19 protein-coding genes are annotated in these 24,655 nt (G+C 72.0%); 9 read left to right on the top strand and 10 right to left on the bottom strand.

All coding sequences use genetic code 11. From position 1 onward, the window contains the following. Window position 1 precedes the first annotated feature (1 nt). From miv_RS19140 to miv_RS19130, 3 genes are all read left to right on the top strand, one after another. Window positions 2-1,663 (top strand): ABC transporter ATP-binding protein, encoded by a 1,662-nt coding sequence (locus tag miv_RS19140; RefSeq protein WP_207178278.1) that lies wholly within the window; start codon window positions 2-4, stop codon window positions 1,661-1,663. Window positions 1,664-2,182: 519 nt separating this feature from the next. Then, window positions 2,183-3,562 carry an aspartate aminotransferase family protein gene (locus miv_RS19135; RefSeq protein ID WP_207178276.1) on the top strand — a complete coding sequence of 460 codons (1,380 nt, stop codon included), beginning with the start codon at window positions 2,183-2,185 and terminating at the stop codon, window positions 3,560-3,562. A gap of 14 nt (window positions 3,563-3,576) precedes the next feature. Next, window positions 3,577-4,662, top strand: coding sequence for a tartrate dehydrogenase (locus tag miv_RS19130; protein ID WP_207178274.1), 1,086 nt, complete (start codon window positions 3,577-3,579; stop codon window positions 4,660-4,662). A 287-nt stretch (window positions 4,663-4,949) separates the two neighbouring features. Here the strand turns inward: miv_RS19130 and miv_RS19125 are convergent, their stop codons facing one another. Continuing rightward, on the bottom strand, window positions 4,950-5,609 hold the full coding sequence (locus tag miv_RS19125) for a DJ-1/PfpI family protein (protein WP_207178272.1): 660 nt from the start codon (window positions 5,607-5,609) through the stop codon (window positions 4,950-4,952). Window positions 5,610-5,683: 74 nt separating this feature from the next. On the opposite strand from miv_RS19125, the gene miv_RS19120 reads away from it, so the two are divergent. Beyond that, a complete protein-coding gene (locus miv_RS19120; RefSeq protein WP_207183558.1) occupies window positions 5,684-6,652 on the top strand; it encodes a GlxA family transcriptional regulator in 969 nt (322 codons plus the stop codon). Between the two features lie 37 nt (window positions 6,653-6,689). Here miv_RS19120 and miv_RS19115 read toward each other — a convergent pair whose 3' ends face one another. Both miv_RS19115 and miv_RS19110 read right to left on the bottom strand, forming a co-directional pair. Then, window positions 6,690-6,899, bottom strand: a complete 210-nt coding sequence (locus tag miv_RS19115; protein WP_207178270.1) for a hypothetical protein — start codon at window positions 6,897-6,899, stop codon at window positions 6,690-6,692. A 1-nt stretch (window position 6,900) separates the two neighbouring features. Then, entirely contained in the window at window positions 6,901-7,326 is a 426-nt protein-coding gene (locus miv_RS19110; protein WP_207178268.1) for a rhodanese-like domain-containing protein, read from the bottom strand. Window positions 7,327-7,424: 98 nt separating this feature from the next. On the opposite strand from miv_RS19110, the gene ftrA reads away from it, so the two are divergent. Beyond that, entirely contained in the window at window positions 7,425-8,441 is a 1,017-nt protein-coding gene (gene ftrA / locus miv_RS19105) for a transcriptional regulator FtrA (RefSeq protein WP_207183557.1), read from the top strand. Here the strand turns inward: ftrA and miv_RS19100 are convergent. Beyond that, entirely contained in the window at window positions 8,438-10,966 is a 2,529-nt protein-coding gene (locus miv_RS19100) for a hybrid sensor histidine kinase/response regulator (protein WP_244748594.1), read from the bottom strand. The two genes, ftrA and miv_RS19100, sit on opposite strands and share 4 nt — an antisense overlap. A 212-nt stretch (window positions 10,967-11,178) precedes the next feature. On the opposite strand from miv_RS19100, the gene miv_RS19095 reads away from it, so the two are divergent. Next, window positions 11,179-11,646: a MarR family winged helix-turn-helix transcriptional regulator gene (locus miv_RS19095; protein WP_244748593.1), complete on the top strand. Its 468-nt coding sequence runs from the start codon at window positions 11,179-11,181 to the stop codon at window positions 11,644-11,646. A 27-nt stretch (window positions 11,647-11,673) separates the two neighbouring features. On the opposite strand, the gene miv_RS19090 is transcribed toward miv_RS19095, so the two are convergent. Together miv_RS19090 and miv_RS19085 are read right to left on the bottom strand one after the other, a co-directional pair. After that, window positions 11,674-13,395, bottom strand: coding sequence for a methyl-accepting chemotaxis protein (locus tag miv_RS19090; protein WP_207178264.1), 1,722 nt, complete (start codon window positions 13,393-13,395; stop codon window positions 11,674-11,676). 206 nt (window positions 13,396-13,601) lie between these two features. Beyond that, window positions 13,602-14,543 carry a LysR family transcriptional regulator gene (locus tag miv_RS19085; RefSeq protein ID WP_207178262.1) on the bottom strand — a complete coding sequence of 314 codons (942 nt, stop codon included), beginning with the start codon at window positions 14,541-14,543 and terminating at the stop codon, window positions 13,602-13,604. A gap of 166 nt (window positions 14,544-14,709) precedes the next feature. On the opposite strand from miv_RS19085, the gene miv_RS19080 reads away from it, so the two are divergent. The 3 genes from miv_RS19080 to miv_RS19070 are packed head-to-tail and all read left to right on the top strand — an operon-like array spanning window position 14,710 to window position 18,552. Next, the gene (locus tag miv_RS19080; RefSeq protein ID WP_207178260.1) at window positions 14,710-15,573 is read left to right on the top strand and encodes an NAD(P)-dependent oxidoreductase; all 864 of its coding nucleotides are present in this window, start codon (window positions 14,710-14,712) and stop codon (window positions 15,571-15,573) included. 51 nt (window positions 15,574-15,624) lie between these two features. Beyond that, complete coding sequence (locus tag miv_RS19075) at window positions 15,625-17,130, top strand: aldehyde dehydrogenase family protein (protein ID WP_207183555.1); 1,506 nt, start codon at window positions 15,625-15,627, stop codon at window positions 17,128-17,130. Between the two features lie 60 nt (window positions 17,131-17,190). Further along, window positions 17,191-18,552, top strand: coding sequence for a DUF3100 domain-containing protein (locus tag miv_RS19070; protein WP_207178258.1), 1,362 nt, complete (start codon window positions 17,191-17,193; stop codon window positions 18,550-18,552). Window positions 18,553-18,623: 71 nt separating this feature from the next. Here miv_RS19070 and miv_RS19065 read toward each other — a convergent pair whose 3' ends face one another. The 4 genes from miv_RS19065 to miv_RS19050 all read right to left on the bottom strand — a co-directional run bounded on the left by miv_RS19065 (window position 18,624) and on the right by miv_RS19050 (window position 24,572). Further along, the gene (locus miv_RS19065) at window positions 18,624-19,268 is read right to left on the bottom strand and encodes a L,D-transpeptidase (protein WP_207178256.1); all 645 of its coding nucleotides are present in this window, start codon (window positions 19,266-19,268) and stop codon (window positions 18,624-18,626) included. Between the two features lie 133 nt (window positions 19,269-19,401). Then, window positions 19,402-21,816: a putative bifunctional diguanylate cyclase/phosphodiesterase gene (locus miv_RS19060; RefSeq protein ID WP_207178254.1), complete on the bottom strand. Its 2,415-nt coding sequence runs from the start codon at window positions 21,814-21,816 to the stop codon at window positions 19,402-19,404. Window positions 21,817-21,941: 125 nt separating this feature from the next. Next, window positions 21,942-23,492, bottom strand: a complete 1,551-nt coding sequence (locus miv_RS19055) for an acetolactate synthase large subunit (RefSeq protein ID WP_207178252.1) — start codon at window positions 23,490-23,492, stop codon at window positions 21,942-21,944. A 159-nt stretch (window positions 23,493-23,651) separates the two neighbouring features. After that, window positions 23,652-24,572 (bottom strand): glycine/sarcosine/betaine reductase selenoprotein B family protein, encoded by a 921-nt coding sequence (locus miv_RS19050; protein ID WP_058620042.1) that lies wholly within the window; start codon window positions 24,570-24,572, stop codon window positions 23,652-23,654. Window positions 24,573-24,655: the final 83 nt, after the last annotated feature.

Genomic DNA, 24,655 nt, shown 5'->3' with positions numbered 1-24,655 from the left:
CATGGCGCACGCGCATAAGAGCGGCACCGTCCGGGTCGAGGCGCTGAAGGTCGCCGCGAAGGCCGAGGACGGCCGCGAGACGACGATCGTCCACGAGGTCGGGTTCGAGATCGCCCGCGGCGAGGTCCTGGCGCTGATCGGCGAATCGGGCTCGGGCAAGACCACGATCGCGCTCGCCATGATGGGCTACGCCCGCAAGGGCTGCGCCATCCGCGGCGGCAGCGTCGACGTGTTCGGGACGCAGGTCCTGGCCTCGTCGCCCGCCGAGCTGCGGGCGCTCCGCGGCAACCGCATCGCCTACATCGCCCAGTCGGCAGCGGCCTCGTTCAATCCCGCCCGCACCATCATGGCGCAGGTGATCGAGAGCGCGCTGATCCACGGCTCGCTCACGGCGGAGGCCGCCACCGCCAAGGCGAAGACGCTGTTTCGCGAACTCGCCCTGCCGAACCCGGACACGATCGGCGACCGCTACCCCCACCAGGTCTCGGGCGGGCAGCTCCAGCGGCTGCTCGCCGCCATGGCGCTCCTCAACGATCCCGACCTCGTGATCTTCGACGAGCCGACCACGGCGCTCGACGTCACGACCCAGATCGAGGTGCTGGTCTCGTTCAAGGCGGCGATCCGCGAGCGCGGCATCACCGGCATCTATGTCAGCCACGACCTCGCGGTGGTGGCCCAGATCGCCGACCGGATCGCGGTCCTGCGCCACGGGCGCCTCGCCGAGATCGGCGCGGTCGACCAGATGGTGAGCGCGCCGGCCCATCCCTATACGCGCCAGCTCATCGCGGCCGCCTCCCCGGTCAAGCGCAAGGGGGCGGAGGCCTCGCCTCAGACCGGCGAAGCCCCGGTCCTCGCGGCGACCGGCATCACCGCCGGCTACGGTCCGGTCGGGGCCGACGGCCTGCCGCAGGTCAAGATCCTGCACGACGTCGGCTTCTCGCTGCGCCGCGGCGAGACCCTCGGGATCATCGGCGAATCGGGCTCGGGCAAGAGCACGCTGGCGCGCGTCGTCTCCGGCATCGTGCCGGCCGCCCGCGGCGAGGTGCGGCTCGACGGCACGGTTCTGGCCCCGGCGCTCGGCCGGCGCGACCGCGAGACCCTGCGGCGGATCCAGATCGTCTTCCAGAACGCCGACACGGTGCTGAACCCGGCCCAGACCATCGCCCAGATCCTGGAACGGCCGCTGGCCTTCTACCATCGCCTTGGGGCGTCGGCCCGCCGCCAGCGGCTGATGCAGCTCCTCGACCAGGTCCGCCTGCCCCGCACGGTCGCCGAGCGGCGCCCGGGCGAGCTCTCCGGCGGCCAGAAGCAGCGCATCAACCTCGCCCGCGCGCTCGCCGCCGAGCCCGACGTGATCCTGTGCGACGAGGTGACCTCGGCGCTGGACACGGTGGTGGGCGAGGCGGTGCTCGACCTCCTGGTCGAGATCCAGCGCGACCTCAACGTGGCCTACGTCTTCATCAGCCACGACCTCGGGGTGATCCGCTCGATCAGCGACGCCGTCATGGTGCTCCAGCACGGCCGCGTGGTCGAGGCCGGCCCGACCGAGGCGCTGCTCGCCGCCCCGCAAGAGCCCTATACGCGGCTGCTCCTGTCCTCGGTGCCGGAACTGCGGACGGGGTGGCTCGACGAGGTGTGCGCGGGGCGTGGGGCGGCGGCGTAGCGCGCCGTCATCGCGGAAGGCGATCTGTCCCAAGAACATGCAAGCGCGGGTCTCCCCTCTCCCCGCGGGCGGCAGGGCTGTCCGGGGAAAATCTCTTTAAGAATCAAGCGCGGGATCCCCTCTCCCGTGTGGGAGAGGGGTAGGGGCGATCGAAGATCGCACGAGGGTGCTACGGTTCAGGATCAAGCACGAAACGTCCCGCTGCCAGCAGGACGTTCACTGCTTCACACTGCACCGTGTCACCCTCACCCCCTGCCCCTCTCCCACACGGGAGAGGGGAGACGCGCCACTTCTTTTCCCCGGACAGCCCTGCCGCAGAGGGGGGAGGGGAGACCCGCGTCCCTAACGGCCATTCGCGCATCGCACGCCCGGGCTGGTCGCCGGATCCCTCCCCCACCGATTCTGCCGCCCCGCCCCCTCCAAACCGCACCCCGCGCGGTGCCGCCCGCCCATCTCGGCAAAAAATCCCGCGGCCCCCCGGGCATCCTGCCACTCACGCCGCCCCGGAGCCTCTGAGCCATGCGCCCCAATTCCCTGATCGAGCTCGACCGCGACCACCTCATCCACCCGGTGATCTCGTGGAAGGGCCACGAGGCGCGCGGCGCCACGGTGCTGCAATCGGCCAAGGGCGCCTATCTGACCGACGCCGAGGGCCACACCCTGCTCGACGGGTTCTCGGGCCTGTGGTGCGTCAATGTCGGCTACGGCCATGACTCGATCGTCGAGGTGGCGGCCGAGCAGATGCGGCGGCTGCCCTATGCCACCGGCTACTTCCACTTCTCGAGCGAGCCGGCGATTCGCCTCGCCGCCCGCCTCGCCGAGCTGGCGCCGGGCGACCTCAACCACGTCTACTTCACGCTCGGCGGCTCGGACGCGGTCGATTCGGCGGTGCGGTTCATCCGCTACTACTACAACGTCACCGGCCGGCCGACGAAGAAGCACATGATCGCCCTGGAGCGGGGCTATCACGGCTCCTCGACCATCGGTGCCGGGCTGACCGCGATTCAGTCCTTCCACGACAACTTCGACGCGCCGACCACCCTCCAGCACCACATCCCCTCGCCCTATCCCTACCGCAACCCGGCCGGTGACACGGACGACGCGGTGATCGCCGCGTCGGTGGCGGCGCTGAAGGCCAAGGTCGAGGAACTGGGCGCGGAGAACGTCGCGGCGTTCTTCGCCGAGCCGGTCCAGGGCTCGGGCGGCGTGATCGTGCCGCCGGACGGCTGGCTGAAGGCGATGCGCGAGACTGCCCGCGAGCTCGACATCCTGTTCGTCGCCGACGAGGTCATCACCGGCTTCGGCCGCACCGGCCCGCTCTTCGGCTGCGAGCATGACGGCGTGGTGCCGGACCTGATGACCACCGCCAAGGGCCTGACCTCGGGCTACAGCCCGATGGGCGCGGTGCTGATGTCGGACCGGATCTATCGCGCCATCGCCGACCACGCTCCGGCCGGCAAGCCGATCGGCCACGGCTTCACCTACTCGGCCCATCCGGTCAGCGCCGCGGTCGGCCTCGAAGTGCTTCGCCTCTACACCGAGGGCGGCATCCTGGAGAACGGCCGCCGCGCCGGCGAGCGCTTCACCGCGGGCCTCGAGCGCCTCGCCGACCATCCCCTCGTCGGCGACGTGCGGGTGCGCGGGCTGCTGGCCGGCGTCGAACTCGTCACGAACAAGGCCAAGCGCACGAAGCCCTCGGCCGATCTCGGCATCTCCGGCCACCTCGCCCGGTTCGGCTACAAGAACGGCGTGATCTTCCGCGCCTTCGCCGACGACATCGTCGGCTTCGCGCCGCCGCTCTGCTGCACGGACGAGGACATCGACACCCTGCTCGGCCGCTTCGAGCAGACGCTGAACGACGTCCTCGACGTCGCCGACGTGCGCGCCGCGCTGGCGTGAGAGGACGTTCGACCATGACGACCAAGAACCGCCACTACCGCATCGCGGTCATCCCCGGCGACGGCATCGGCAAGGAAGTGGTGCCGGAGGGCGTCAGCCTCCTCGAAGCCGCGGCGGAGAAGTTCGGCTTTCGCCTCGACCTCCAGCATCACACATTCGGCTCGTGCGACTACTACGCCGAGCACGGCACGATGCTGCCGGCGAACTGGAAGGAGATCCTGACCCCAACCGACGCGATCTTCTTCGGCGCCGTCGGCTGGCCGGCCACCGTGCCGGACCACATCTCGCTCTGGGGCTCGCTGCTGCAATTCCGGCGCGAGTTCGACCAGTACGTCAACCTGCGTCCCGTCCGGCTGATGCCGGGCGTGCCCTGCCCGCTCGCCGGCCGCGAGCCCGGCGACATCGACTTCTACGTCGTGCGCGAGAACACCGAGGGCGAGTATTCCTCGGTCGGCGGCACGATGTATCCGGGCACCGAGCGGGAGATCGTGATCCAGGAGACGGTGATGAGCCGTCACGGCGTCGACCGGATCCTGAAATTCGCCTTCGACCTCGCGCAAAGCCGGCCGAAGAAGCACCTGACCTCGGCCACCAAGTCGAACGGCATCGCCATCACGATGCCGTACTGGGACCAGCGGGTCGAGGCGATGGGCGAGCGCTACCCGGAGGTGCGTCGCGACAAGTACCATATCGACATCCTGACAGCCCACTTCGTGCTGAACCCGGACCGGTTCGACGTGGTGGTGGGCTCGAACCTGTTCGGCGACATCCTGTCGGATCTCGGCCCGGCCTGCACCGGCACGATCGGGATCGCGCCGTCCGCCAACATCAACCCGGAAGGGCGCTTCCCCTCCTTGTTCGAGCCCGTCCACGGCTCGGCGCCGGACATCGCCGGCAAGGGCATCGCCAACCCGGTGGGCCAGATCTGGACCGCCGCGATGATGCTGGAGCATCTCGGCGAGGTGGACGCCGCCCACGCCATCGTGGCGGCGATCGAGACCGCCTTGCGCGAGCCGGCGTCGCGCACCCGCGACCTCAAGGGCACGGCCACGACCCGCGAGGCGGCCGACGCGGTGCTGCGGGCTTTCGCGGCGGCGTGATGATCGGGACGGGCCGGACGCCGCTCGGTGTCCGGCTCGTTCCTGTGCGGCGACACGGGACGCGGTGTGCCATCGTCAGGTTGAACGAGGACGCGGCGCAAGGGTGAAAAGGCGACCGCCAGCTTAAGGCAACAATGCGCAGATAAACTGCTGCTCGGTCCACTTGGTAGCCACGCTTATTCGACGACCCGGCGATGAGAGGCGCCATGATCGATCAGACGCCGGCTTGATCGCGGCCTTAGCCGCGGAGTCAGCGCTGCCCTCATCCCCTAGATTACCTGAGGCCGTCACCCAAGAAGCGCCTCTCGCTCCCGCCGCGAGCCCGCCATGCGGGCCTTGGCCGCCGCGATGATGGCATTCGAAGCCGACGCGGGTGAGCCGGCGTCGAAGGGGGGCTCGGGGTCGTATTCGAGCGAAAGCTGGATCGTTTCAGCTTCCTCGCGGCCGAGAAGCTCGGCGACGACTTTGAGGCCAAAATCGATGCCCGAGGTCACGCCGCCTGCGGTGATGACCAAGCCATCCTGCACGACGCGTTCAGCGACTGGGATGGCGCCGAGGGCTGGCAGGAGGTCCATCGCGTTCCAGTGTGTGGCGGCGCGCTTGCCCTTGAGGAGCCCGGCCCGCCCGAGAACCAGTGACCCTGTACAGACGGAGGTGACGAACCGAGCCCTCTCTGCCTTGTCTCGTATGAAGGTGAGAACCGTTTCATCGGTCAGCAAAGCATTCACCCCGCCGCCGCCGGGAATGCACAAGACATCGAAATCTGGCGCTTCGGCCAGCAGCGTGTCGGGCGTTAGCATCAGACCCGTCGCCGAGCGCACGGGCTGAAGATCCTTCCAAACGAGATGGACGGTAGCGCCCCTGGCCGAAGCGAAGACCTCGTAAGGGCCAGTGAGATCGAGCTGCTGGACACCGGGAAAGCAGAGAAAGCCGAACCGAAGGGTCATGGGTCTCGTCCTGTCTTGACGGAACGAGCCTAGCGGGAGACGGTTTGGCTATCGCGCCAATCATCGCTCGCTTCATGCCAAACGCACCATCGCCCCACCGGATCGAAATCCTTGCTTTCGCCCGCGCCCAGATCCTTGACGTAACGGGCCCGGCGCAGGTCTTCGCCACGGCCAACGACCTGACGCCGCAGGGTCAGCCGAAGCCCTATGAGATCGCTGTGGTCTCGCTCGATGCCGAGATCGTCACAAGCTCAGGCTTGACACTCAAATCTCAACCGGCAGCCGAATGCGCGGGCATGCTCGGCACGCTGATCGTTGCCGGCGGCTACGGGGTGGACGCGGCGCGATGCGACAGAGCGCTCATCGACTGGATTCGTCAGCGAGCATCGGTGGCGGAGCGCACCGCCTCGGTGTGCAGTGGGGCTCTGCTCCTGGCCGAAGCGGGGCTCCTTAACGGGCGCCGAGCGGTGACGCACTGGCAGCGCTGCGCGGAGTTCGCAGCCCGCTATCCCAAAGTCCGTCTCGACCCCGACCCGATCTTCATCCGCGACGGCCGGATCTGGACCTCGGCCGGCGTGACGGCGGGGATCGATCTAGCGTTCGCTATGGTCGAGGCCGACCACGGGCGGAAATTGGCGCTGTCCGTAGCACGCCAACTCGTTGTGTTCCTGAAGCGTCCGGGCGGCCAGTCGCAGTTCAGCGCAACGCTTTCACTTCAAGCGACAGACGAGACATTCCAGGATCTCCATGGCTGGATCACATCCCATCTCGATCGCGACCTGACGCTATCCACGCTGGCCGAGCAGTCCGGCATGAGCCTTCGTACCTTCTGCCGGCGCTATCGAAGCGGGACGGGCCGCACACCGGCGGAAGGAGTGGAGATCATCCGCCTCGACGGCGCCCGCAGAATGCTGGAGGAGGGCGCCAGCGTGACGCGGACCGCCGCCCGGTGCGGTTTCGGCTCGACGGAAACCATGCGGCGCGCGTTCCTCCGCCATCTGGGCATCGGCCCGAGCGCCTATCGCGAAAGATTTCATGGGTAAGTCAAGACTCTGCAACCGGAGATGTCCGCTGCGTGGTTCATGGGCAGATCATACCCATCTTTTGCAATCGATCGCAATCATCCCTCCCATAATTCCATCTGATTGGGGTTTTTAACTGACATTGTCCCGCCACGGAGAGTGCAAGCAGCGCCTTTTTCTGGATGTTTTGAAAAATTTGCAGCGTGTCATCTTCCAAAATCACATCGTCAAAACTTGAATACGTGTGGTCGCGACCGCGCAGGATCACCTCACCATTCCGCCAACTCGAATCCCTCGTCCACCCACCCGGTGATGCCGCCGATCATCACCTTCACCGACACGCCGAGTTCGGCCAGATGCAGGGCGGCCTTGTCGGCGCCGTTGCAGTGGGGACCGGCGCAGTAGACGACGAACAGCGTGCCGGCGGGCCATTCGGCCATGCGCCTTGGCGTCATCTTGCCCCTCGGCAGGTTCAGCGCGAAGGGGACGTGGCCTTTCGCGTAGAGAGCCGGCCCGCGCACGTCGAGGAGCACGAAGCCGACCGCACCCACTGCCGGGCCTCCCTGCGCCGGATCTCCCTGTGCGAAGGCGGCATGCACGTCGGCGCAGTCGGTCTCGAAGGCGAGGCGACGGGCGTAACGCGCGGCGACCTCGGCGGCAGGAGCGGGCGGAACGGCGGTGACGGGGTTCGACATGGCGGGCTGTGCTCCTTCAACGGTCGGCGCCGCCCTTGGAGCGGCCCATCGACCTGGCCTATCCTGCCGCCTTCCCCGCCGGCCCGAGACCGGGCCGGCTGCCGTTCCGCGTCGAGATCGTGCCAAAATCCTCCGTCTTCCCGAGTTCGACCTCGGGCCCCCGCGTCGCGGTGCTGGCCTATGACGGCCTGTGCACCTTCGAGTTCGGCGTTGCCTACGAGGTGTTCGGGCTTCCGCGGCCGGAGGCCGGTCCGCTCTGGTACCGCTACGCGGTCTGCGCGGCGGAGGCCGGCCCCTTGCGCGCAGGCGGAGGCCTCACGGTCGCGGTCGAGGGCGGGCTGGAGGTGCTGGCGGAGGCCGACCTGATCGTCGTGCCGGGCTGGCGGGCGATCGACGCACCGGTCCCACCGGACCTCGTCCAAGCCCTGCGCGATGCCCATGCGGGCGGCGCCCGGCTGATGTCGCTGTGCTCCGGGATCGTCGTCTTGGCTGCGACCGGCCTCCTCGACGGGCGGCGGGCCACCACCCACTGGCGCTACGCGGCGGCCATCACGGCGCGCCGCCCCGCCATCGCCCTCGATCCGGACGTGCTCTACGTCGAGGAAGGCCGGATCCTGACCGCCGCCGGCAGTGCCGCCGGCATCGATCTCTGCCTCCACGTCGTGCGGGGCGATTTCGGGCCGGACCTCGCCAACGCGGTGGCGCGCCGCCTCGTCGTGCCGCCGCACCGCGAGGGCGGCCAGGCCCAGTTCATCGAGGCGCCGGTCCTGCGCACGCACGAGGCGGCCCGCCTCGGCCCGGTGATCGACGCGATGCGGGCAGGCCTCGCCGAGGACCGGTCGCTTTCCGCGATGGCGCGCCTCGCCGGCATGAGCCTGCGCACCTTCCAGCGCCGCTTCATCGCGGCGACCGGCCTGCCGCCGGGCGAATGGATCATCGCCGAGCGGCTGCGCCTCGCCCGGGAGATGCTGGAACGGCCGGAGCCGATATCCCTCGCCGACATCGCCGCGGCGACCGGTTTTCGCAACCCGGCCGGCCTGCGTCATCACTTTCGCAGCCGCCTCGGCACCAGCCCGGCCGCCTACCGGCGGAGCTTTGCAGGACCCCGTGCCTAACCGCCCGGAACGATGCCCCGCCGCTGCCCGATGGCACTCGCCAGCATCCTCGAGAGCTGCTCGGCCGAATACGGCTTGTGCAGGAGCGGAAAGCCGTGGGAGCCCTCCTGCGCCAGGACGTGGCTGTAGCCGGAGGTGAGCAGCACCGGCAGGTCCGGATGGCGCCGGCGCAGGGTCTTGGCGAGCTCGATGCCGCCCATGCCGGGCATCACCACGTCGGAAAAGACCGCGTCGTAGGCGGCGTCCTGGCCGAGCACGTCGAGGGCGGCCTCGGCGTTGGTGACCCAGGTGGCGACGTAGCCGAGATCGCCGAGGATCTGCGCGGCGAAGCGGCCGACGCCGACATTGTCCTCGACGAGGAGCACCCGCTGCCCGGCCCGGGCCGGCGCCAGCCCCTCGTCCGGCGCCGCCGCGCGGCCGGGCTCGGCCGGGGCGGCCACCTCCGGAAGGTAGAGGATGAAGGTCGAGCCCTGCCCGACCCGGCTCGTCACGTCGACGTCGCCGCCCGACTGCTTGGCGAAGCCGAAGACCTGGCTGAGGCCCAGGCCCGTGCCCTTGCCGACCTCCTTGGTGGTGAAGAAGGGCTCGAAGATCTTGTCGATCACCGACGGCGTCATACCGGTGCCGGTATCGGTGAGCGAGATCGCCGCGAAGGGCCCGGCCGCGGCGGCGTGGCCGCGGATCTCGGGTTTCTCCGCCCCGCAGGCGACCGCCAGGGTGAGCGTCCCCTCCCCTTCCATCGCATCGCGGGCATTGACCGCCATGTTGATGAGCGCGGTCTCGAACTGGCTGAGATCGGCGCGCACGAAGCAGGGCCGCTCGGGGCCCCTCGTCACCACGCGGATGCGCGCGCCCGTGACCGTGTCGAGCATGTCGGCGACGCCCTGGAGCCGGGCGACGACGTCGAACACCTCCGGCGCCAGGGCCTGGCGGCGGGCGAAGGCGAGGAGCTGGCCGGTGAGCTTGGCGGCCCGGTCCACCGTGTCGGACACCGCGTCGAGGTAGCGGCGTTTGCGCGCCTCCGGCAGATCGGGCCGACGCAGGAAATCCACCGACGAGCGGATGATGGTGAGCAGGTTGTTGAAGTCGTGGGCGACGCCGCCGGTGAGCTGGCCCACCGCCTCCATCTTCTGCGACTGGCGCAGGGCCTCCTCGGCCTGGACGAGGCGCTGGGCCCGCTCGCGCTGGTCGGTGACGTCCCGGGCGACGCAGTACAGGCTGCCCTCGAACGGGACCGCCCGCCAGGACAGGGTGCGGTAGCCGCCGTCCCGGGTGCGGAACCGGTTCTCGAACGACAGGGTCGGCTCGCCGTCGGCGAGGCGGCGGATCTCGTCGCGGGTCCGGTCCTGGTCGTCCGGGTGCTCGAGCCAGGCGGAGCTGCGCCCCACCACCTCCTCGGGCTGCCAGCCGAGGATCGCGGTCCAGGCCGGGTTGACGCTCAGCCAGGCGCCGTCGGCATCGGCGACGCCGAGCATGTCGCGGCTGACCTGCCAGATCCGGTCGCGCTCGGCGGTGCGGGCGGCGACCTGGCGTTCCAGGGTCTCGTTGAGGCCGCGCAGGGCCTCTTCCAGCCGGCGCTGGGCGGTGACGTCGTTGAACAGCACCGCGACGTGGTGGTCCTCCGGCGCGTCGACCCGGAAGGCGTGCACCTCGTACCAGCGCTCCCCCAGCGCCCGGGCCGGCTGCATGAAGCGCACCGATTCGCCCGTCCGCGCCACCCGGCCGTAGAGGTCGAACCAGTGCTGCTCGTGATCGGGGGCGAGGTCGCGCATCCAGCGCCCGGCGGCATCCGCGAGGCCGGTATGGCGGGCGAAGGCGGGGTTGACCTCGAGGAAGCGGTAATCGTCGGCCCGGCCGTCGGCGCCGAACCGCAGGGCGATGACGCAGAACCCGGCATCGATCGCCTCGAACAGCGTGCGGTAGCGCGCCTCGCTGCGCCGCAGCGCCTCCTCGGTCCGGCGCCGGTCGGTGATGTCGATGATGAACTCGAAGCCGTTGCCGTCGTCGAGCCGGGTCGCCGCGCACAGGCCCCAGAACCGCGAGCCGTCCCGGCGCAGATACTCGCGCTCGGTCGAATCGGATCGGCCCTGGGCCTGGAGCTCGGCGATGACGCGGCGCGACACCGGCTGCCATTCCGGCGGCACCAGGGTGGCGCCGGAGAGCCGGCCGCGGTCGAGATCCTCGCGGTCGTAGCCGCTCATCGCCAGGAAGGTGTCGTTGGCCTCCAGCACCCGGCCCGCCATGTCGAACACGATCACCCCGACGGTCGGGATGCCGAGGGCCGCCCGCAGGCGCGGATCGCCGAGGAGGCCGCCGCCCTCGCCCGACGGCCGGGCTGCCCCCGCGGGAGCGGTCCGGGCCGTGTCGACGAACTCGGTTCCGGCGGACGCGGCCTCTGCGAGAGCCGCCTTGGCCGCTCGCGCCTCCGCCTCCGCCGCGTCCCGGGCGCGCTCGGCGGCCGCCAAGGCGGCGCGCAGGCGCTCGTTCTCCGCGGCGAGATCCGGCGCGTGTCCGAGTTGCGTCATCCGTCTCCCATCCGTCCGGGCGCCGCACGGCCGAGCGCGTCCGCCTCGCGCCACCGATCGGCCCAACACTTCGGCAGGTGCATATAGGCCGAGCCCGCCACCCGTCTCCCCCCGGCCCCCGCGACCTTCGGCGCGGGTGCCGGGGGGAGACATTGCGGCGGGGTGCGCCAGGCCGCATATCCGGACATCCCCCGGAAGGCGGAGGCCGGCGCGTGACGATCCAACCGACCCGTTGCAGCAACGCGGCCCTGCGCCGGGCGACACGCAGCGTCGGGCAACTCTACGACGAGGCGTTGAGCCCCTGCGGCCTGCGCACCACGCAGTACGGCCTGCTGGCGACGATCCGCAGCCTCGGCACCCCGACGATGGGGGAATTGGCCGAGGCGATGGTCATGGACCTCTCGGGGCTCGGCCATACCCTCAAGCCCCTGGCCCGGGACGGCTACGTCGACGTGGTGGCGGACCCGCGCGACCGCCGGGCCCGGCGCATCGCCCTGACGGAGGCCGGCGCCGCCAAGCTCGCCGAGGCGACGCCCCTCTGGCGCGACGCCCAGACCCGCTTCGAGGCCGCGTTCGGGGCCGAGCGGGCGGGGCTGCTGCGCGACCTCCTGCACGCCCTCGCCCTGCCGGACTTCCGCGACGCGTTCGAAGGCCGGGAGCGGGCCTCTCCGCTCCCGTGAGGCCCGTTCAGACGACCCGCACGCGTCTCAGGCCGCCCGCACGGTGGCGAGGAACCGCGTCACCTCGGCCGTCAGGCGCTCCGACTGATGCGACAGCGCGGAAGCCGAGGTGAGCACCTGGCTCGCGGCGGCGCCGGTCTCCTCCGCCGCGCCCGCCACCCCGGCGATGGTGCCGGTCACCTCGCCGGTGCCGACCGCCGCCTGCGAGACGTTGCGGACGATCTCGCGCGTCGCCGCGCCCTGCTCCTCCACGGCGGCCGCGATCGCCGCCGCCACGCCGCTGATCTCGTCGATCCGCCCGCCGATGCCCGCCATCGCGGTCGTCGCCCGGCCGGTGGCGGCCTGGATCGCCGCGATCTGCCCGGTGATCTCGTCGGTCGCCCTCGCGGTCTGGCCGGCGAGCTCCTTCACCTCGGCGGCCACCACCGCGAAGCCGCGGCCGGCCGCGCCCGCGCGGGCCGCCTCGATGGTGGCGTTGAGCGCCAGCAGGTTGGTCTGCGCGGCGATCGAGGAGATCAGCCCGACGACGTCGCCGATGCGGTTCACCGCGAGGCTGAGGTCGCGCACCACACCGGCGGTCGCACCGGCCTCGGCGGCAGCCGTGCGGGCGAGGCCGGCCGAGCCGTCGACCTGGCGGCCGATCTCCTGGACCGAGGCGCCGAGCTCCTCCGCCGCCGCCGCGACGGTGCCGACGTTGGAGGAGGCCTCTTCGGCCGCCGCCGCCACGGCGGTGGATTGCGCGGCGGTCTGCGTCGCGGTGGCCGACATCGTCCGGGCGGTCGCCTGCAGCGCGGTGGCCGAGGTCGAGACACCCTCGACGATGCCGCCCACCGCGGCTTCGAAGGCATCGGCCATCTGGCGCATGCCGGCCTTGCGCTGCTCCTCGGCGGAGGCGCGGGCGAGCCGCGTCTCCTCTTCGAGCGCCCGGGCGCGGATCAGGCCGTCCTTGAACACCTGGACCGCATCGGCCATCCCGCCGATCTCGTCGCGGCGGCCGGCGCCGGGGACCTCCACGGCGAGGTCGTGGCCGGCGAGCCGGCCCATCGCCGCCGTCATGCCGCGGATCGGCCAGATGACGCCGCGTTGCAGGAGGAGCAGCGACAGGGCCGCCGCCCCGACCATCACGGCGAAGCCGACGAGGCTGGCGAGGCGGGATTGCCGCACGGCCGCCGCGGATTCCTCCCGGCGCGCATCCAGCAGCGCCTGCTCGACCGCCGCGAGCTCGGCGGCCTTGGCACGGATCGCGTCCATCACCGCCTTGCCGGCGCCCGACGCCTCGATCCGCCGCGCCTCCCCTTGCGTCGCCGGATCCTGCATCAGGCGGATCGCCCGCGCGGCGACCTCGGCGGTCCATTGCTGCTCGAGACGGCCGAGGGCATCGAGATGGGTGCGCTGCTCCGGGTTGTCGGCCACCAGGGTCCGGGCCCGCCCGAGGGCCGCCGCGAAATCCGCCTCGCCGGCGCGGTAGGGCGCCAGGAACGACGTTTCGCCCGACAGGAGGAAGCCGCGCAGGCCCGACTCGCGGTTGACCATGGCGAGGACCGTCCGGTCGACGTTCTGCATCACCTCCCGGGTATGCGCGGACCAGGCGGCCGTCTCCTCGACGGTCTCCAGATTGCGCCAGGACACGGCCGCGACGGCGAGGCTGAGGCACAGGAGCAGGACGGGAGCCGCCGCGATCTTGGCGGCAAGCGGCAGGTTCACGAGACGCAGCGACGAGACGCCGGAGGGCGCGGCACGAGACGACATGGGCGGAGGCTCCCCAATGTCCCGGAACGGGCCGGTCCGGCCACAGTCTGGACAGCACATTATCCCGTAACGCTGCGGCATAGATCCTAATGCCGCGTGAATATCGATCTCGCTATGCAGCCTTGGACCGGCGAACTTCCCACATCGACATCACGCGAGAAGGTTCCGCCTATCCGGCGATTTTTTCTTGCTGAGCCGGTCTCGCATCACCTCGAGGAAGACGAATTGCGGGCCTCGCCCTTCGCCTCCCCGGCCATGCCGCGGGCGAGGTGCTGGAGCAGCGTGCCCGCCGCCGGCGGGAGCTGACGGCCGAGGCGGGTGACGATCTGCGCCTCGACGCCGTCGAGCCCGGGATCGGCCAGCGGCAGCGCCGCCAGGCTGCCCTCGGCGACCTCCTGGGCGGCGCAGAAGGCCGGCAGCAGCGTCACGCCGATGCCGGAGGCGACGAACTGCTTGAGTACCCCGATCGAGCCGGTGATGAGCACCGGGTCGAGCCGCACGCCCTCGGCCCGCTCCGCCGCCGCGATGATCTGCCGGATGCCGTAGGCCGGGTGCATCGTGCCGAGGCGGTGGCCGGCGAGGTCGGCGAGGCGAACCGGGCCCGGATGGGCGGCGAGCGGGTGGTTCGCTCGCACCAGGACCCGGATCGGCTGGGGCATCGCCAGATGGGTGCGCAACCGCGGCTCGGGCGGCGGATTGTAGACGAGACCGAGATGCGCCTCGTCCTCGACGACGCGACGCACCACGTCGTTGGTCGCCGCGAGGTCGAGGGTCATGGTCAGGTCGGGGTGACGGCCCCAGAAACCCTGGAGCAGGCCCGACATCAGATCGCCGACGAAGCCCTCGCCGAGCACTACGTCGATATGGCCGCGGCGCAGGCCCTTCAGGTCGGTGAGCTTGGCCAGGATGTCCTCCCGGTCGGAGGCCTGGCGCCGGTAATAGTCGAGGAGGAGCGAGCCGGCCGGCGTCGCCCGCACCCCGCGGCGGTGGCGCTCGATCAGGGGCGTGGCGAGCTGCACCTCCATCTGGGCGAGCTGACGGCTCACCGCCGAGGCGTTGACGTTGAGCTTGTCGGCCGCGGCGCGGACCGACCCGCAGCCGACCGCCTCCGCGAGATAGCGCAGGCAGCGCTCGTCCAGGCTCTGCATCGGTCGTCCCTCCCGCCCGTCGACATTCCGCTCGCCGAGTGCGTTGCCGGCAAGTCAACGCAAAATACTTGCCAGTGTCATTCCACTCAACACCGGCCTGCCTCACTCTCCGGGTCCCAGGAGGCGCCGCGGCCACGATCCCGGCGCCGATGGGAGACCAGCGGACATGCGCAGGATCGGCGTCATCGGGCTCGGCAACATGGGCCGGGGCATGGCCCTCTCGCTGCGGCGGGGCGGCTTCGAGGTCATCGGCTACGACCCCGCCCCCGCCGCCCGCGCGGCCCTGGAGGCGGACGGGATCACGGTCGCGGACGCCCCCGCCTCCCTGTGGCGGGACTGCGACGCGGTGGTGCTGTCGCTGCCGACCCCCGAGGTGGTGGAGGCGGTGCTGCTCGGCGCCGACGGGCCGCTCCAGGGCGCGAAACCGGACCTCCTGATCGTCGACACCTCGACCTCGCACCCGGACGTCACCCGGCGGATCGCGGCGGCGCTCGAACCCGCCGGCCTCGCGCTCATCGACGCGCCGGTGAGCGGCGGCCCGAAGGGCGCGCATGCCGCCACCCTGACGATGGTGCTCGGCGGCAGCGACGCGGCGGTGGCCCGGGCCGAGCCGGTGCTGGCGGCGATGAGCGCGACGCGGGTCCATGTCGGCGGCGTCGGCGCCGGCCACGTCACCAAGCTCGCCAACAACCTGCTCTGCGCCGCCCACCTGATCACCGCCGCGGAGGCGGTGCGGATGGCGCGGGATGCCGGCGTCGAGCCCGCGCGCCTGCTCGCCGGGATCAATGCCGGCTCGGGCCGCAGCGGCGTCACGCAGGTCAACTTCCCGACCTGGGTGCTCAACGGCGCCTTCGATTCCGGCTTCACCATGAAGCTGATGCGCAAGGACGTGCGGCTCGCCGGCGCGCTGATCGCCGCCCTCGACCTCGATCTGCCGCTCTCGGCGCAGGCCGCCCGGCTGTGGCGCGACAGCACCGAAATCCCGGACGACGCCGACTTCAACGCCATCGTCAAGCTCCAGCTCGCCTGATCAGGAGGCCCCGTCGTGACCGAGACCCGTCCCCAGACCCTGGCCGTCCTGATGCGGCCGTTCTTCCCCGAGACCCCGTCGACCGGGCCCTGCATCGGCTCCTGGGTGAACGGCCGCATGGTGCCGGGCACCGGCGAGACCGTCCGCCTCGTCGATCCCGCCACCGGCCTGACGCTGGCCGAGTACCCGGATGCCGGCGCCCCGGTCGCCGCCGAGGCCGCCCGGGCGGCGCGCGAGGCCCAGGGCCGCTGGGCCGCGCTCACCGGCGCCGCCCGCGGCCGGGTGATGCAGGAGATCGCCCGCACGATCCGGGCCGAGATCGAGCCCCTCGCCCGGCTCGAGGCCCTGAACGCCGGCAAGCCGATCCGCGACTGCCGCGGCGAGGCGGCCAAGGTCGCCGAGATGTTCGAGTACTATGCCGGCTGGGCCGACAAGCTGCACGGCGAGGTGATCCCGGTCCCCACCAGCCACCTCAACTACACCCGCCGCGAGCCCCTCGGCGTGGTGCTGCAGATCACGCCCTGGAACGCCCCGGTCTTCACCTGCGGCTGGCAGCTCGCCCCGGCGCTCGCCGCCGGCAACGCGGTGGTGCTCAAGCCCTCCGAGCTGACCCCCCTCACCTCGCTCGCCGTGGCGGTGCTGGCCGAGCGGGCCGGGCTGCCGGCGGGCGTCGTCAACGTGCTGTCGGGCTACGGCCACACCACCGGGCAGGCGGCGCTCGCCGATCCGGCGGTGGCGAAGGTGGTCTTCGTCGGCTCGCCGGCCACCGGCGCGAAGATCGCGGAGGCCGCGGCGCGCCACCTCAAGCCCTGCGTGCTCGAGCTCGGCGGCAAGTCGGCCAACATCGTGTTCGCCGATGCCGACCTGGAGCGGGCGTGCCTGGGGGCGCAGGCGGCGATCTTCGCCGGCGCCGGCCAGTCCTGCGTCGCCGGCTCGCGGCTCCTCGTCGAGCGCCCGGTCCACGACCGCTTCGTCGCCATGCTGGCGGAGGGGGCGAACCGCATCCGCGTCGGCGATCCCCTCGACCCGCAGACCGAGGTCGGGCCGATCAGCAACGCCGCCCAGTACCGCCACGTGCTGGCGATGATCCGCGGCGGCCTCGACCAGGGCGCCACCCTGGCGGCGGGCAGCGACGGCCACCCGGCGGAGGGCGGCTTCTTCGTCCGCCCGACGATCCTGTCGGGCGCCGACAACGCCATGGATTGCGCCCGCACCGAGATCTTCGGGCCGGTGGTGACGGTGATCCCGTTCGACACGGAGGAGGAGGCGGTGAGCATCGCCAACGATTCCGCGTTCGGGCTCGCCGGCGCGGTCTGGACCCGCGACGTCGGGCGCGCCCACCGGGTGGCGGCCGCGGTGCGGGCCGGGACCTTCTGGATCAACGCCTACAAGACGATCCACGTCTCCTCGCCCTTCGGCGGCTCCGGGCGCAGCGGCTACGGCCGCTCCAGCGGGATCGAGGCCCTGCACGAATACACCCAGGTCAAGAGCGTCTGGGTCGAGACCGCCGCCGCCCCCGCCGTCGCGTTCGGCTACGCCCCCGGCGTCGGAGCCTGACACCCCACCCGGTCCGGGGGGCGGCCCCCGGACCGCCCCCCCGCACCGGAGACGTCCCCCATGACCAGCGGTACCCTCGCGAGCGGCGGCACGGCCGTCGCGCCCCCGACCGATGCCGGCCGCGCCGGCATCCTGACGCTCTTCCTCGTCGCCCTCGTGGTGGTGACCATCGCGGAGGCGATCGGCAACGTCGCCATCCCGCTCGGGCACGGCAAGATCATCCTGCTGCCGCTGCTCTGGGCCCTGCTGATGGGCGGGGGCCTAGGGCTGGCCGCGCCGCGCCTGCCCCGCTCCTTACGGCTGCCCGTGGCGCTCCAGCACGCCGCGGGCGCGATCCTGCAGCCGGCCCTGCTGCTCTTCGTCGCCAAGCTCGGCCTCCTCGTCGGCGGCTCGCTGCCGAAGATCCTGAGCGCCGGCTGGGCCCTGGCCTTCCAGGAATTCGGCCACTTCTTCGGCACGATGGTGTTCGGCCTGCCCGTGGCGCTCTTGCTCGGCCTCAAGCGCGAGGCGATCGGCGCCACCTTCTCGGTCGGGCGCGAGCCGAGCCTCGCGATCATCGGCGAGCGCTTCGGCATGGATTCGCCGGAAGGCCGCGGCGTGCTGGCCGAGTACCTCACCGGCACGGTGTTCGGGGCGGTGTTCATCGCGGTGCTGGCCGGGCTGATCGCGAGCCTCGGCCTCTTCAACCCGCTGGCGCTCGCCATGGGCGCCGGCGTCGGCTCGGGCAGCATGATGGCGGCCGCCGCCGGCGCCATCGCGGCGCAGCAGACGCCCGAGATGGCCAAGGAGGTCGCCACCTTCGCGGCGGCGAGCAACCTCATCACCACCACCATCGGCACCTATTTCACGCTGTTCCTGTCGCTTCCGTTCACGATCTGGGCCTACGGCGTGCTGGAGCCGATCCTCGGCCGGGGCCGCGGCCGGACCGAGGCCGCACCCGAACCGGCCACCGCGGTCGCGGCCCATGCCGCCCCGGCCTTCGGGCTGCCGGCGCTGGTGCTGATCTGGCTCGCCACGGCGGCGTTCGGCCTCATCGGCAACCGGCTCACCTACGGCACGGCGATCGACGGTCAGGTGCTGATCGGTGCAGCCATCATCGTGGGTGCGGTGATCGTCGGCGAGGTGCTCTACCGCCTCGCCGGGCGCCGGCTGCCGGCGGTGGTCTGGGTGTCGCTGATCGGCATGGCGCTCACCTATCCGGGCACGCCGTTCTCGGCCGAGATCGCGGCGGCGACGGGCCGGATCAACTTCCTGGCGCTCGCCACCCCGATCCTCGCCTTCGCGGGCCTGTCGCTCGCCAAGGACTTTCCGGCCTTCCGCCGCCTCGGCTGGCGCATCGTGGTGGTGTCGTTCATGGCCAATGCCGGCACGTTCCTGGGCGCGGCCCTGATCGCCCAGTTCTGGATGCACCCGCCGGTGTGAGGAGGGGCGCTCCCGCCGAACCCTTCCCCGCAGAGGGGGGAGGGTTCACGAGCCCCCGACGACGCTTGCCCCTAGACCCGATACCTCCCGTTCCGCTTCACCATCACGGTCGTGCCGACCGGGACGCGGTTGTAGAGGTCGACCACGTCCTCGTTCAGCATGCGCACGCAGCCCGAGGACATCTGCTCGCCGATGCTCCAGGGCTCGTTGGTGCCGTGGATGCGAAAGAGGATGTCGCGGCCGCCCTGGTAGAGGTAGAGGGCGCGGGCGCCCAGCGGGTTGTCGACGCCGCCCTTGCGGTTACGCGGCAGGTCGGGGTTGAGGCTGACCATCTTGGCGGTCGGCCCCCAATCGGGCCAGACGCCCTTGCGGCCGACCGTGGCGGTGCCCTTCCAGGAGAAGCCGAGCTTGCCGACGCCGACGCCGTAGCGGCGCGCCTGGCCGCCCTCCTGGACGAGGTAGAGGAAGCGCTCGTCGATATCGACCACGACGGTGCCGGGCTTCTCCAGACCGGTATAGGCGACGGTCTGGGGCCGGTATTTCGGGTCCATCCGGCTGCGATCGACCAGCGGCACGTCGTAGGGCTGGTCGGGCATGGTGCCGATGTACCAGGCCGCATCCGGATCGACGGCCGCCACCTGGGCGGGACCGCGGGCGTTGCAGGCCGCGAGCGGCAGCCCGGCGAGGAGGGCGAGGACGAGGCGGCGCGGCGGCATCGGAAAGCGACCTTTCGGCGGGACGGGCGGATCGGCGGCCCGTCGCTGGACAGGGGCCCATGCCTAGCCGCTCCCGCCGCTCCAGGTTGTGTCCCGCCGGACTCAGGAGGCCGGGAAAGTCGGAGCCTCCGCCTCAGGCCGCCGCCGCCATCCAGGGCCCCGCGGACGCGGCGACGAGGGCGCGCAGGTCCGCCGCCGGGACCGGGCGGCTGAACAGGAAGCCCTGCACCTCGTCGCAGCCGCTGCGCCGCAGGACGGAGAGCTGCGCCTCGGTCTCGACGCCCTCCGCGACCGTGGTGATGCCGAGGCTGGCGCCGAGCCCGATCACCGCCTGCACCACCGCCAGAGCCGCGGCCTCGTGGCCGAGCGCCGCGGTGAACGAGCGGTCGATCTTGATCTTGTCGAACGGAAAGGCACGCAGGTAGCTCAGCGAGGCGTAGCCGGTGCCGAAATCGTCGATGGCGATGCGCACCCCGAGGCCGCGCAGGCGGTGCAGCACCGCGATGTTGGCGGCGCTCTCCTCCAGCATCACCTGCTCGGTGATCTCGAGCTCGAGCCGCACCGGGTCGAGGCCCGATTCGGCGAGCGCCCGGGCCACGGTGCCGACGAGGTCGGGGGTGCGGAACTGGGCCGGCGAGAGGTTGACGGCGATCCGCACCGGGCGCGGCCAGGCGGCGGCCTCGCGGCAGGCCCGGGCCAGCACCCACTCGCCCAAGGGCGCGATCAACCCGGTCTCCTCGGCCACCGGGATGAAATCCGCCGGCGAGACGAAGCCGCGCTCGGGGTGGCGCCAGCGCAGCAGCGCCTCGCAGCCCGTCACCGCGAGGCTGCGCGCGTCGACGAGGGGCTGGTAGTGGACCTCCAGCGCCTCCGCGGCCATCGCCGCCCGCAGGTCGCGTTCGAGGGAGCGGCGTCCCTGGAGCGCCGCGTCCATGGCGGGCTCGAACAGGCGCCGGGTGCGCCGGCCGTCGGCCTTGGCGGCGTAGAGGGCGGTATCGGCCTTGCGCAGGAGCCCGTCGGGATCCCGGCCATGCTCGGGCGCGTGGGCGAGGCCGATGCTGACCCCGACCGTGACGTCCTGGCCGTCGAGCGCGAACGGCCGGCAGAGGGCAGCGATGATCCGGTCGGCGAGGGCCAGAAGGGCCGGCCGCTCGGCCCGGTGCAGGATCGCGAACTCGTCGCCGCCGAGCCGTGCCACCAGCCCGTCGGCCGTCAGGCAGGCGCGCAGGCGCTCGGCGACCTGGCGCAGCAGCGCGTCGCCCGCCGGGTGGCCGAGGGTGTCGTTGACGAGCTTGAAGTGGTCGAGATCGAGGCAGAGCAGCCCGACCGGGACCTCTGCCGCTACCGCCTCGGCCAGCCGGTCGTGGAACAGCACGCGGTTCGGCAGGCCCGTGAGGGCGTCGTGATGGGCCATGTGGGCGATGCGCCGCTCGGCCCGGCGCTGCTCGGTCACGTCGACGCAGGCGTTCAGGGTGGCGCTCACGCCCTCGAACGGGATCGGCCCGGAAAACACCTCGACGTCGATGACGCTGCCGTCCCGGCGGCGGTGGCGCTGGGACGGCCCGCCCGCGCCCGGGGCCACGAGGTCGCCGGCCGACAGGTGCAGGAAGTCCTCGCGCGGGAAGCCGTAATGGCCGGTGGCGGCGTCGTTGACCGCCAGCACGGCCCCGTCCTCGCCCGAGAGCCACATCGGCACCGGGTTGTGCTCGAACAGGAGGCGCGCCGAGGCCTCCCGCGCCTTCAGGTCGCCGATATCCGTGAGGGTCACGCCGAGGAGATCGCCGATCGCCGCGATCTCGACGCGGAGATGCAGCAGGCTGCCGTCCGCCCGGGTGTAGGAGGTCTCGTAATGGCGCTTGTCGCCGGACAGGGCGGCGCTCAGGCGCGCGAGCATCGGCGCGACCGTCGTGGCCGGGAGAAGCGTCGACAGGCGCCGCCACTGCGCCCGCTCGACGGTGGTGCGCATCATCGCGGCGGCGGCATCGTTGAGGGACAGGATGCGGAAATCCGTGACCGCGCCGGCGCCGTCCCGCACGGTCGTGACGGCCGCCATGCCCTGCCGGGTGGAGCGAAACAGGGTCTTGAGGAGGTTCGTCCGCGTCGTCCTGCCGGCGAGGCACAGAAGCACCAGCCCCCCGGACCGGCCGGCCATCGGCAGGCCGACCATCTCGGTGGTGTAGGCGACGCCGCCCGCCACCCGGGCGCAGGGCGTGCGGACCGGCTCCCCGCCGGCGAGGGCCTCGGCGACGATCTCGCGCAGGGCGTACGAGAGCCCGCCGGTCACCTCGTCGAGGGCGCGGTCGGCCCAGGCGGAGCCCGGTGCCGCTCCCGGTTCGGAGCGTCCGAGCCACTCCTCGAAGGTCTCGCCGACCCAGAGGAGGCGGGGGCTGGCGAACGACGCGTCCACCAGGGCGGACCGGCTCGCCATGCGGCCGAGATTGCCCAGGACCAGGTCCTCGTAGGCCGGCAATCCGCGGATGGCGGCCTTCGCGGCGTGCCAGCGGTGCAGCAGCCCCTCGGTGCCGTCGCGCGTCGCGTTCCCGCTCATCCCGTCCGATCCGAACCCGCAACCGTCCGAGCAGTAGCGGGCCCGCGACTTCCAGACCGTTAAATCGAGCCGGCTCGGTATCCGGATTCGGGCCGGCCGGGACGCGGAACCGGCGCGACCCGGGCTCAGGCCAGGGCCACCTCGATCAGGAACGGCCCGCGCCGGGCGAGCGCGCCCTTCAGGGTGTCGACGAGCTGGGCCAGGGTCTCGATCCGGCGCGCCTCGACGCCGTAGCCCTTGGACAGGCTCACCCAGTCGATCGGCGGATCGTCGAGGGTCAGCATGTCGATCGCCTTGCGGCCGGGATTGGCGCCGACATTGGTCAGTTCGTGGCGCAGGATCGCGTAGGAGCGGTTCGACCAGATCAGCGTCACCACGTCGAGGCGCTCGCGCGCCTGGGTCCAGAGCGCCTGGGCGGTGTAGAGGGCACTGCCGTCGGCCTGGAGCGAGATCACCTTGCGGTCGGGGCAGGCCACCGCCGCGCCGGTCGCCATCGGGATGCCGACCCCGATCGAACCGCCGGTGAGCTGGAGCCAGGTATGCGGGGCCGCCGCGTGCGTCGCGGGGAAGAAGTTGCGCCCCGTCGTCACCGACTCGTCGCAGACGATGGCGCCCTCGGGGATCAGCGCGCCGAGCACCCGGGCGATCGAATCCTGGTCGAGGCGGCCCTCCCCCGGCAGCTCCGGCCGGGGCCCGGCGGGGGCGGGCGCCTCGGGCGGGGCGCCGACCGCCTCGGCGAGGCGTGCGAGCGCATCGATCTGGTCCTGCTCGGGTGTGGCGAGGGCGAAGACGTCGCAGGTCGGCGGGGCGAGCGCGCTCGGCTTGCCCGGATAGGCGAAGAACGCCACCGGCAGGGTCGCACCGATCAGGATGATGTGCTTGTAGGGCGCCAGCACCTCGCGGGCCGGATCGACCGGATAGGGCAGGCGCTCGATCGGCACCGTGCCCGCCCCCCGGTCGATGCGGGCGTTCGAGGTCATGGCGAGCAGCGTCGCGCCGGTCTTCTTCGCGATGCGGTCGGCGAGGCGCCGTCCCTCGTCCCGCACCGCCCGGTCGCCGAGATGGAGCAGCACCGGCTCGCCGCTGCGGAGCGCCGCGACCGCGTGCGCGATCGCCTCGTCGCTCGCCCGCGGGCGTTCGGGGATCGCCGGCAGGGGGGCGATGCCGGAGCCTTCCTCCCAGGCGGTGTCGGCCGGCAGGATCAGGGTGGCGACGCCCCCGGGCGCCGTGCGGGCGGCGACGATCGCGTCGGCCCCGTCCGCCGCCACCGCCTTGGCGCTCATGCCGGTGCGGACCCAGGCCGAGACGGGACCGGCCAGCCCCTCGATGTCGGAGGTGAGCGGCGCGTCGAAGGCGCGGTGATAGGTGGCGTGCTCGCCCACGATGTTGACCAGCGGCGAGCGGGCGCGGCGCGCATTGTGCAGGTTGGCGATGCCGTTGCCGAGGCCCGGCCCGAGATGCAGGAGCGTCGAGGCCGGCTTGTCGGCCATGCGGGCATAGCCGTCGGCGGCGCCCGTCGCCCCGCCCTCGAACAGGCACAGGACCGCCCGCATCCCCTCGACCCGGTCGAGGGCGGCGACGAAGTGCATCTCCGAGGTGCCCGGATTGGTGAAGCAGACCTCGACGCCCCCCGCCACCAGGGTGCGCACCAGGCTCTCGGCCCCGTTCATCGCCATCGGCATCTCCTCATCGCGCGGGCATCTGGCGGCCCGGTTCGTGTTCGCGCCTCCGGTGATAGGGGATTTCGGGCCTGCCCGTGAGAGCGCCGGGGGCATGGGAGGTGGGCGCCGCCGCACCGATCCGCTACGGCGATCCCGGCTCGGTGGGAGGGACAGTCAGGAGGCCACCGCGCCGGTCGCCGTGCGGTTGGGCCGTGCCCGGCGCTTCTCGCTCTCGAAATCCGCGCGGCGGCGCGCAATCTCCTCGGCGGAGAGGCGATCGAGGCTCGCATAATCCGCCTTCCAGGACGGGTCGGGGCTCCACCGCTGGGGCGATTGCACCGTCGTGCGCGCCACCGCGGCCGATTCGAGGAGGGTGAGGGCCAGATCCAGCGTCGCCTCCTGCGAGTCCCGGTCGTGCGGCCGTCCGGCCGCGTGGCCGAGGGGGAAGTCGCTGAACAGGAAGCGCGGCACGCCGCAATGCTCGACGACGTCCTTGGCGCACCCCATCAGCACGGTGGCGATTCCGGCGGCTTCGAGGGCCCGGGCGGCGAGAGCGAGCGACAGGTGACAAACGGGGCAGTTGGCGACCAGGATCGCCGCATCAGCCCCGTCGGCGCGGATGCGGGCGACGATCTCAGGCGCATCGGTCTCGGTCGTGACGCGCTGGCTGCGGTTCGTCGGCAGGCCGTGGAAGCGGGCTGCGATGCGCCCGACCCGTCCCGCCGCGACGGCCGCCCTCAGAGCCGCGAGGGGGAAGTAGGTGGCTGGATCGTCCGCACGCGCGTGGTCGCGATCATACGCGACGTGGGCGATACGCAGGTCCGGAATCACGTCCGCCGGAGCGGAATACACCGTGAAGAACTTGGCCGCCCCGTTGTAGGGCGCGCCCGGCCCCTGGTCGCCCTTGTCCGGCTGGTAGGGCGCCGCCGTCGTGACGAGGGCAAGGCAGCACGTCCCGAGGGGCTTGCCGAGGGAGGCGAAGGGCACGTCGTCGAGATGTGCCCACCGGTAGGGCGGGTAGCCGAGGGCGCCGTAATAGGCCCGCGTGCGCGCCATGTAGGGGATCGGCTCGTCCAGTTCGGCGCTCGCATCCATGGTGGTCCTCGTCGCCTTGCGCGACGAGGCCGGCCCATCGCAACCCCCGCACCCCTAGCACGTTCGTTGCACCGTGCGGCGGG

Origin of the sequence: Methylobacterium indicum (assembly GCF_017347565.1) — a bacterium.
In the GTDB taxonomy this organism is placed as follows: Bacteria; Pseudomonadota; Alphaproteobacteria; order Rhizobiales; family Beijerinckiaceae; genus Methylobacterium; species Methylobacterium indicum.
The sequence above is the reverse complement of the archived record's forward strand: the minus strand, read 5'-3'. Positions and strand labels throughout refer to the sequence as shown.

Excerpts from the sequence above, each read along its gene's own strand:
- miv_RS19140 (WP_207178278.1), top strand. The coding sequence starts at position 2 with ATGGCGCACGCGCATAAGAGCGGCACCGTCCGGGTCGAGGCGCTGAAG.
- miv_RS19135 (WP_207178276.1), top strand. The coding sequence starts at position 2,183 with ATGCGCCCCAATTCCCTGATCGAGCTCGACCGCGACCACCTCATCCAC.
- miv_RS19130 (WP_207178274.1), top strand. The coding sequence starts at position 3,577 with ATGACGACCAAGAACCGCCACTACCGCATCGCGGTCATCCCCGGCGAC.
- miv_RS19125 (WP_207178272.1), bottom strand. The coding sequence starts at position 5,609 with ATGACCCTTCGGTTCGGCTTTCTCTGCTTTCCCGGTGTCCAGCAGCTC.
- miv_RS19120 (WP_207183558.1), top strand. The coding sequence starts at position 5,684 with ATGCCAAACGCACCATCGCCCCACCGGATCGAAATCCTTGCTTTCGCC.
- miv_RS19110 (WP_207178268.1), bottom strand. The coding sequence starts at position 7,326 with ATGTCGAACCCCGTCACCGCCGTTCCGCCCGCTCCTGCCGCCGAGGTC.
- miv_RS19100 (WP_244748594.1), bottom strand. The coding sequence starts at position 10,966 with ATGACGCAACTCGGACACGCGCCGGATCTCGCCGCGGAGAACGAGCGC.
- miv_RS19090 (WP_207178264.1), bottom strand. The coding sequence starts at position 13,395 with ATGTCGTCTCGTGCCGCGCCCTCCGGCGTCTCGTCGCTGCGTCTCGTG.
- miv_RS19085 (WP_207178262.1), bottom strand. The coding sequence starts at position 14,543 with ATGCAGAGCCTGGACGAGCGCTGCCTGCGCTATCTCGCGGAGGCGGTC.
- miv_RS19080 (WP_207178260.1), top strand. The coding sequence starts at position 14,710 with ATGCGCAGGATCGGCGTCATCGGGCTCGGCAACATGGGCCGGGGCATG.
- miv_RS19075 (WP_207183555.1), top strand. The coding sequence starts at position 15,625 with ATGCGGCCGTTCTTCCCCGAGACCCCGTCGACCGGGCCCTGCATCGGC.
- miv_RS19070 (WP_207178258.1), top strand. The coding sequence starts at position 17,191 with ATGACCAGCGGTACCCTCGCGAGCGGCGGCACGGCCGTCGCGCCCCCG.
- miv_RS19065 (WP_207178256.1), bottom strand. The coding sequence starts at position 19,268 with ATGCCGCCGCGCCGCCTCGTCCTCGCCCTCCTCGCCGGGCTGCCGCTC.
- miv_RS19060 (WP_207178254.1), bottom strand. The coding sequence starts at position 21,816 with ATGAGCGGGAACGCGACGCGCGACGGCACCGAGGGGCTGCTGCACCGC.
- miv_RS19055 (WP_207178252.1), bottom strand. The coding sequence starts at position 23,492 with ATGGCGATGAACGGGGCCGAGAGCCTGGTGCGCACCCTGGTGGCGGGG.
- miv_RS19050 (WP_058620042.1), bottom strand. The coding sequence starts at position 24,572 with ATGGATGCGAGCGCCGAACTGGACGAGCCGATCCCCTACATGGCGCGC.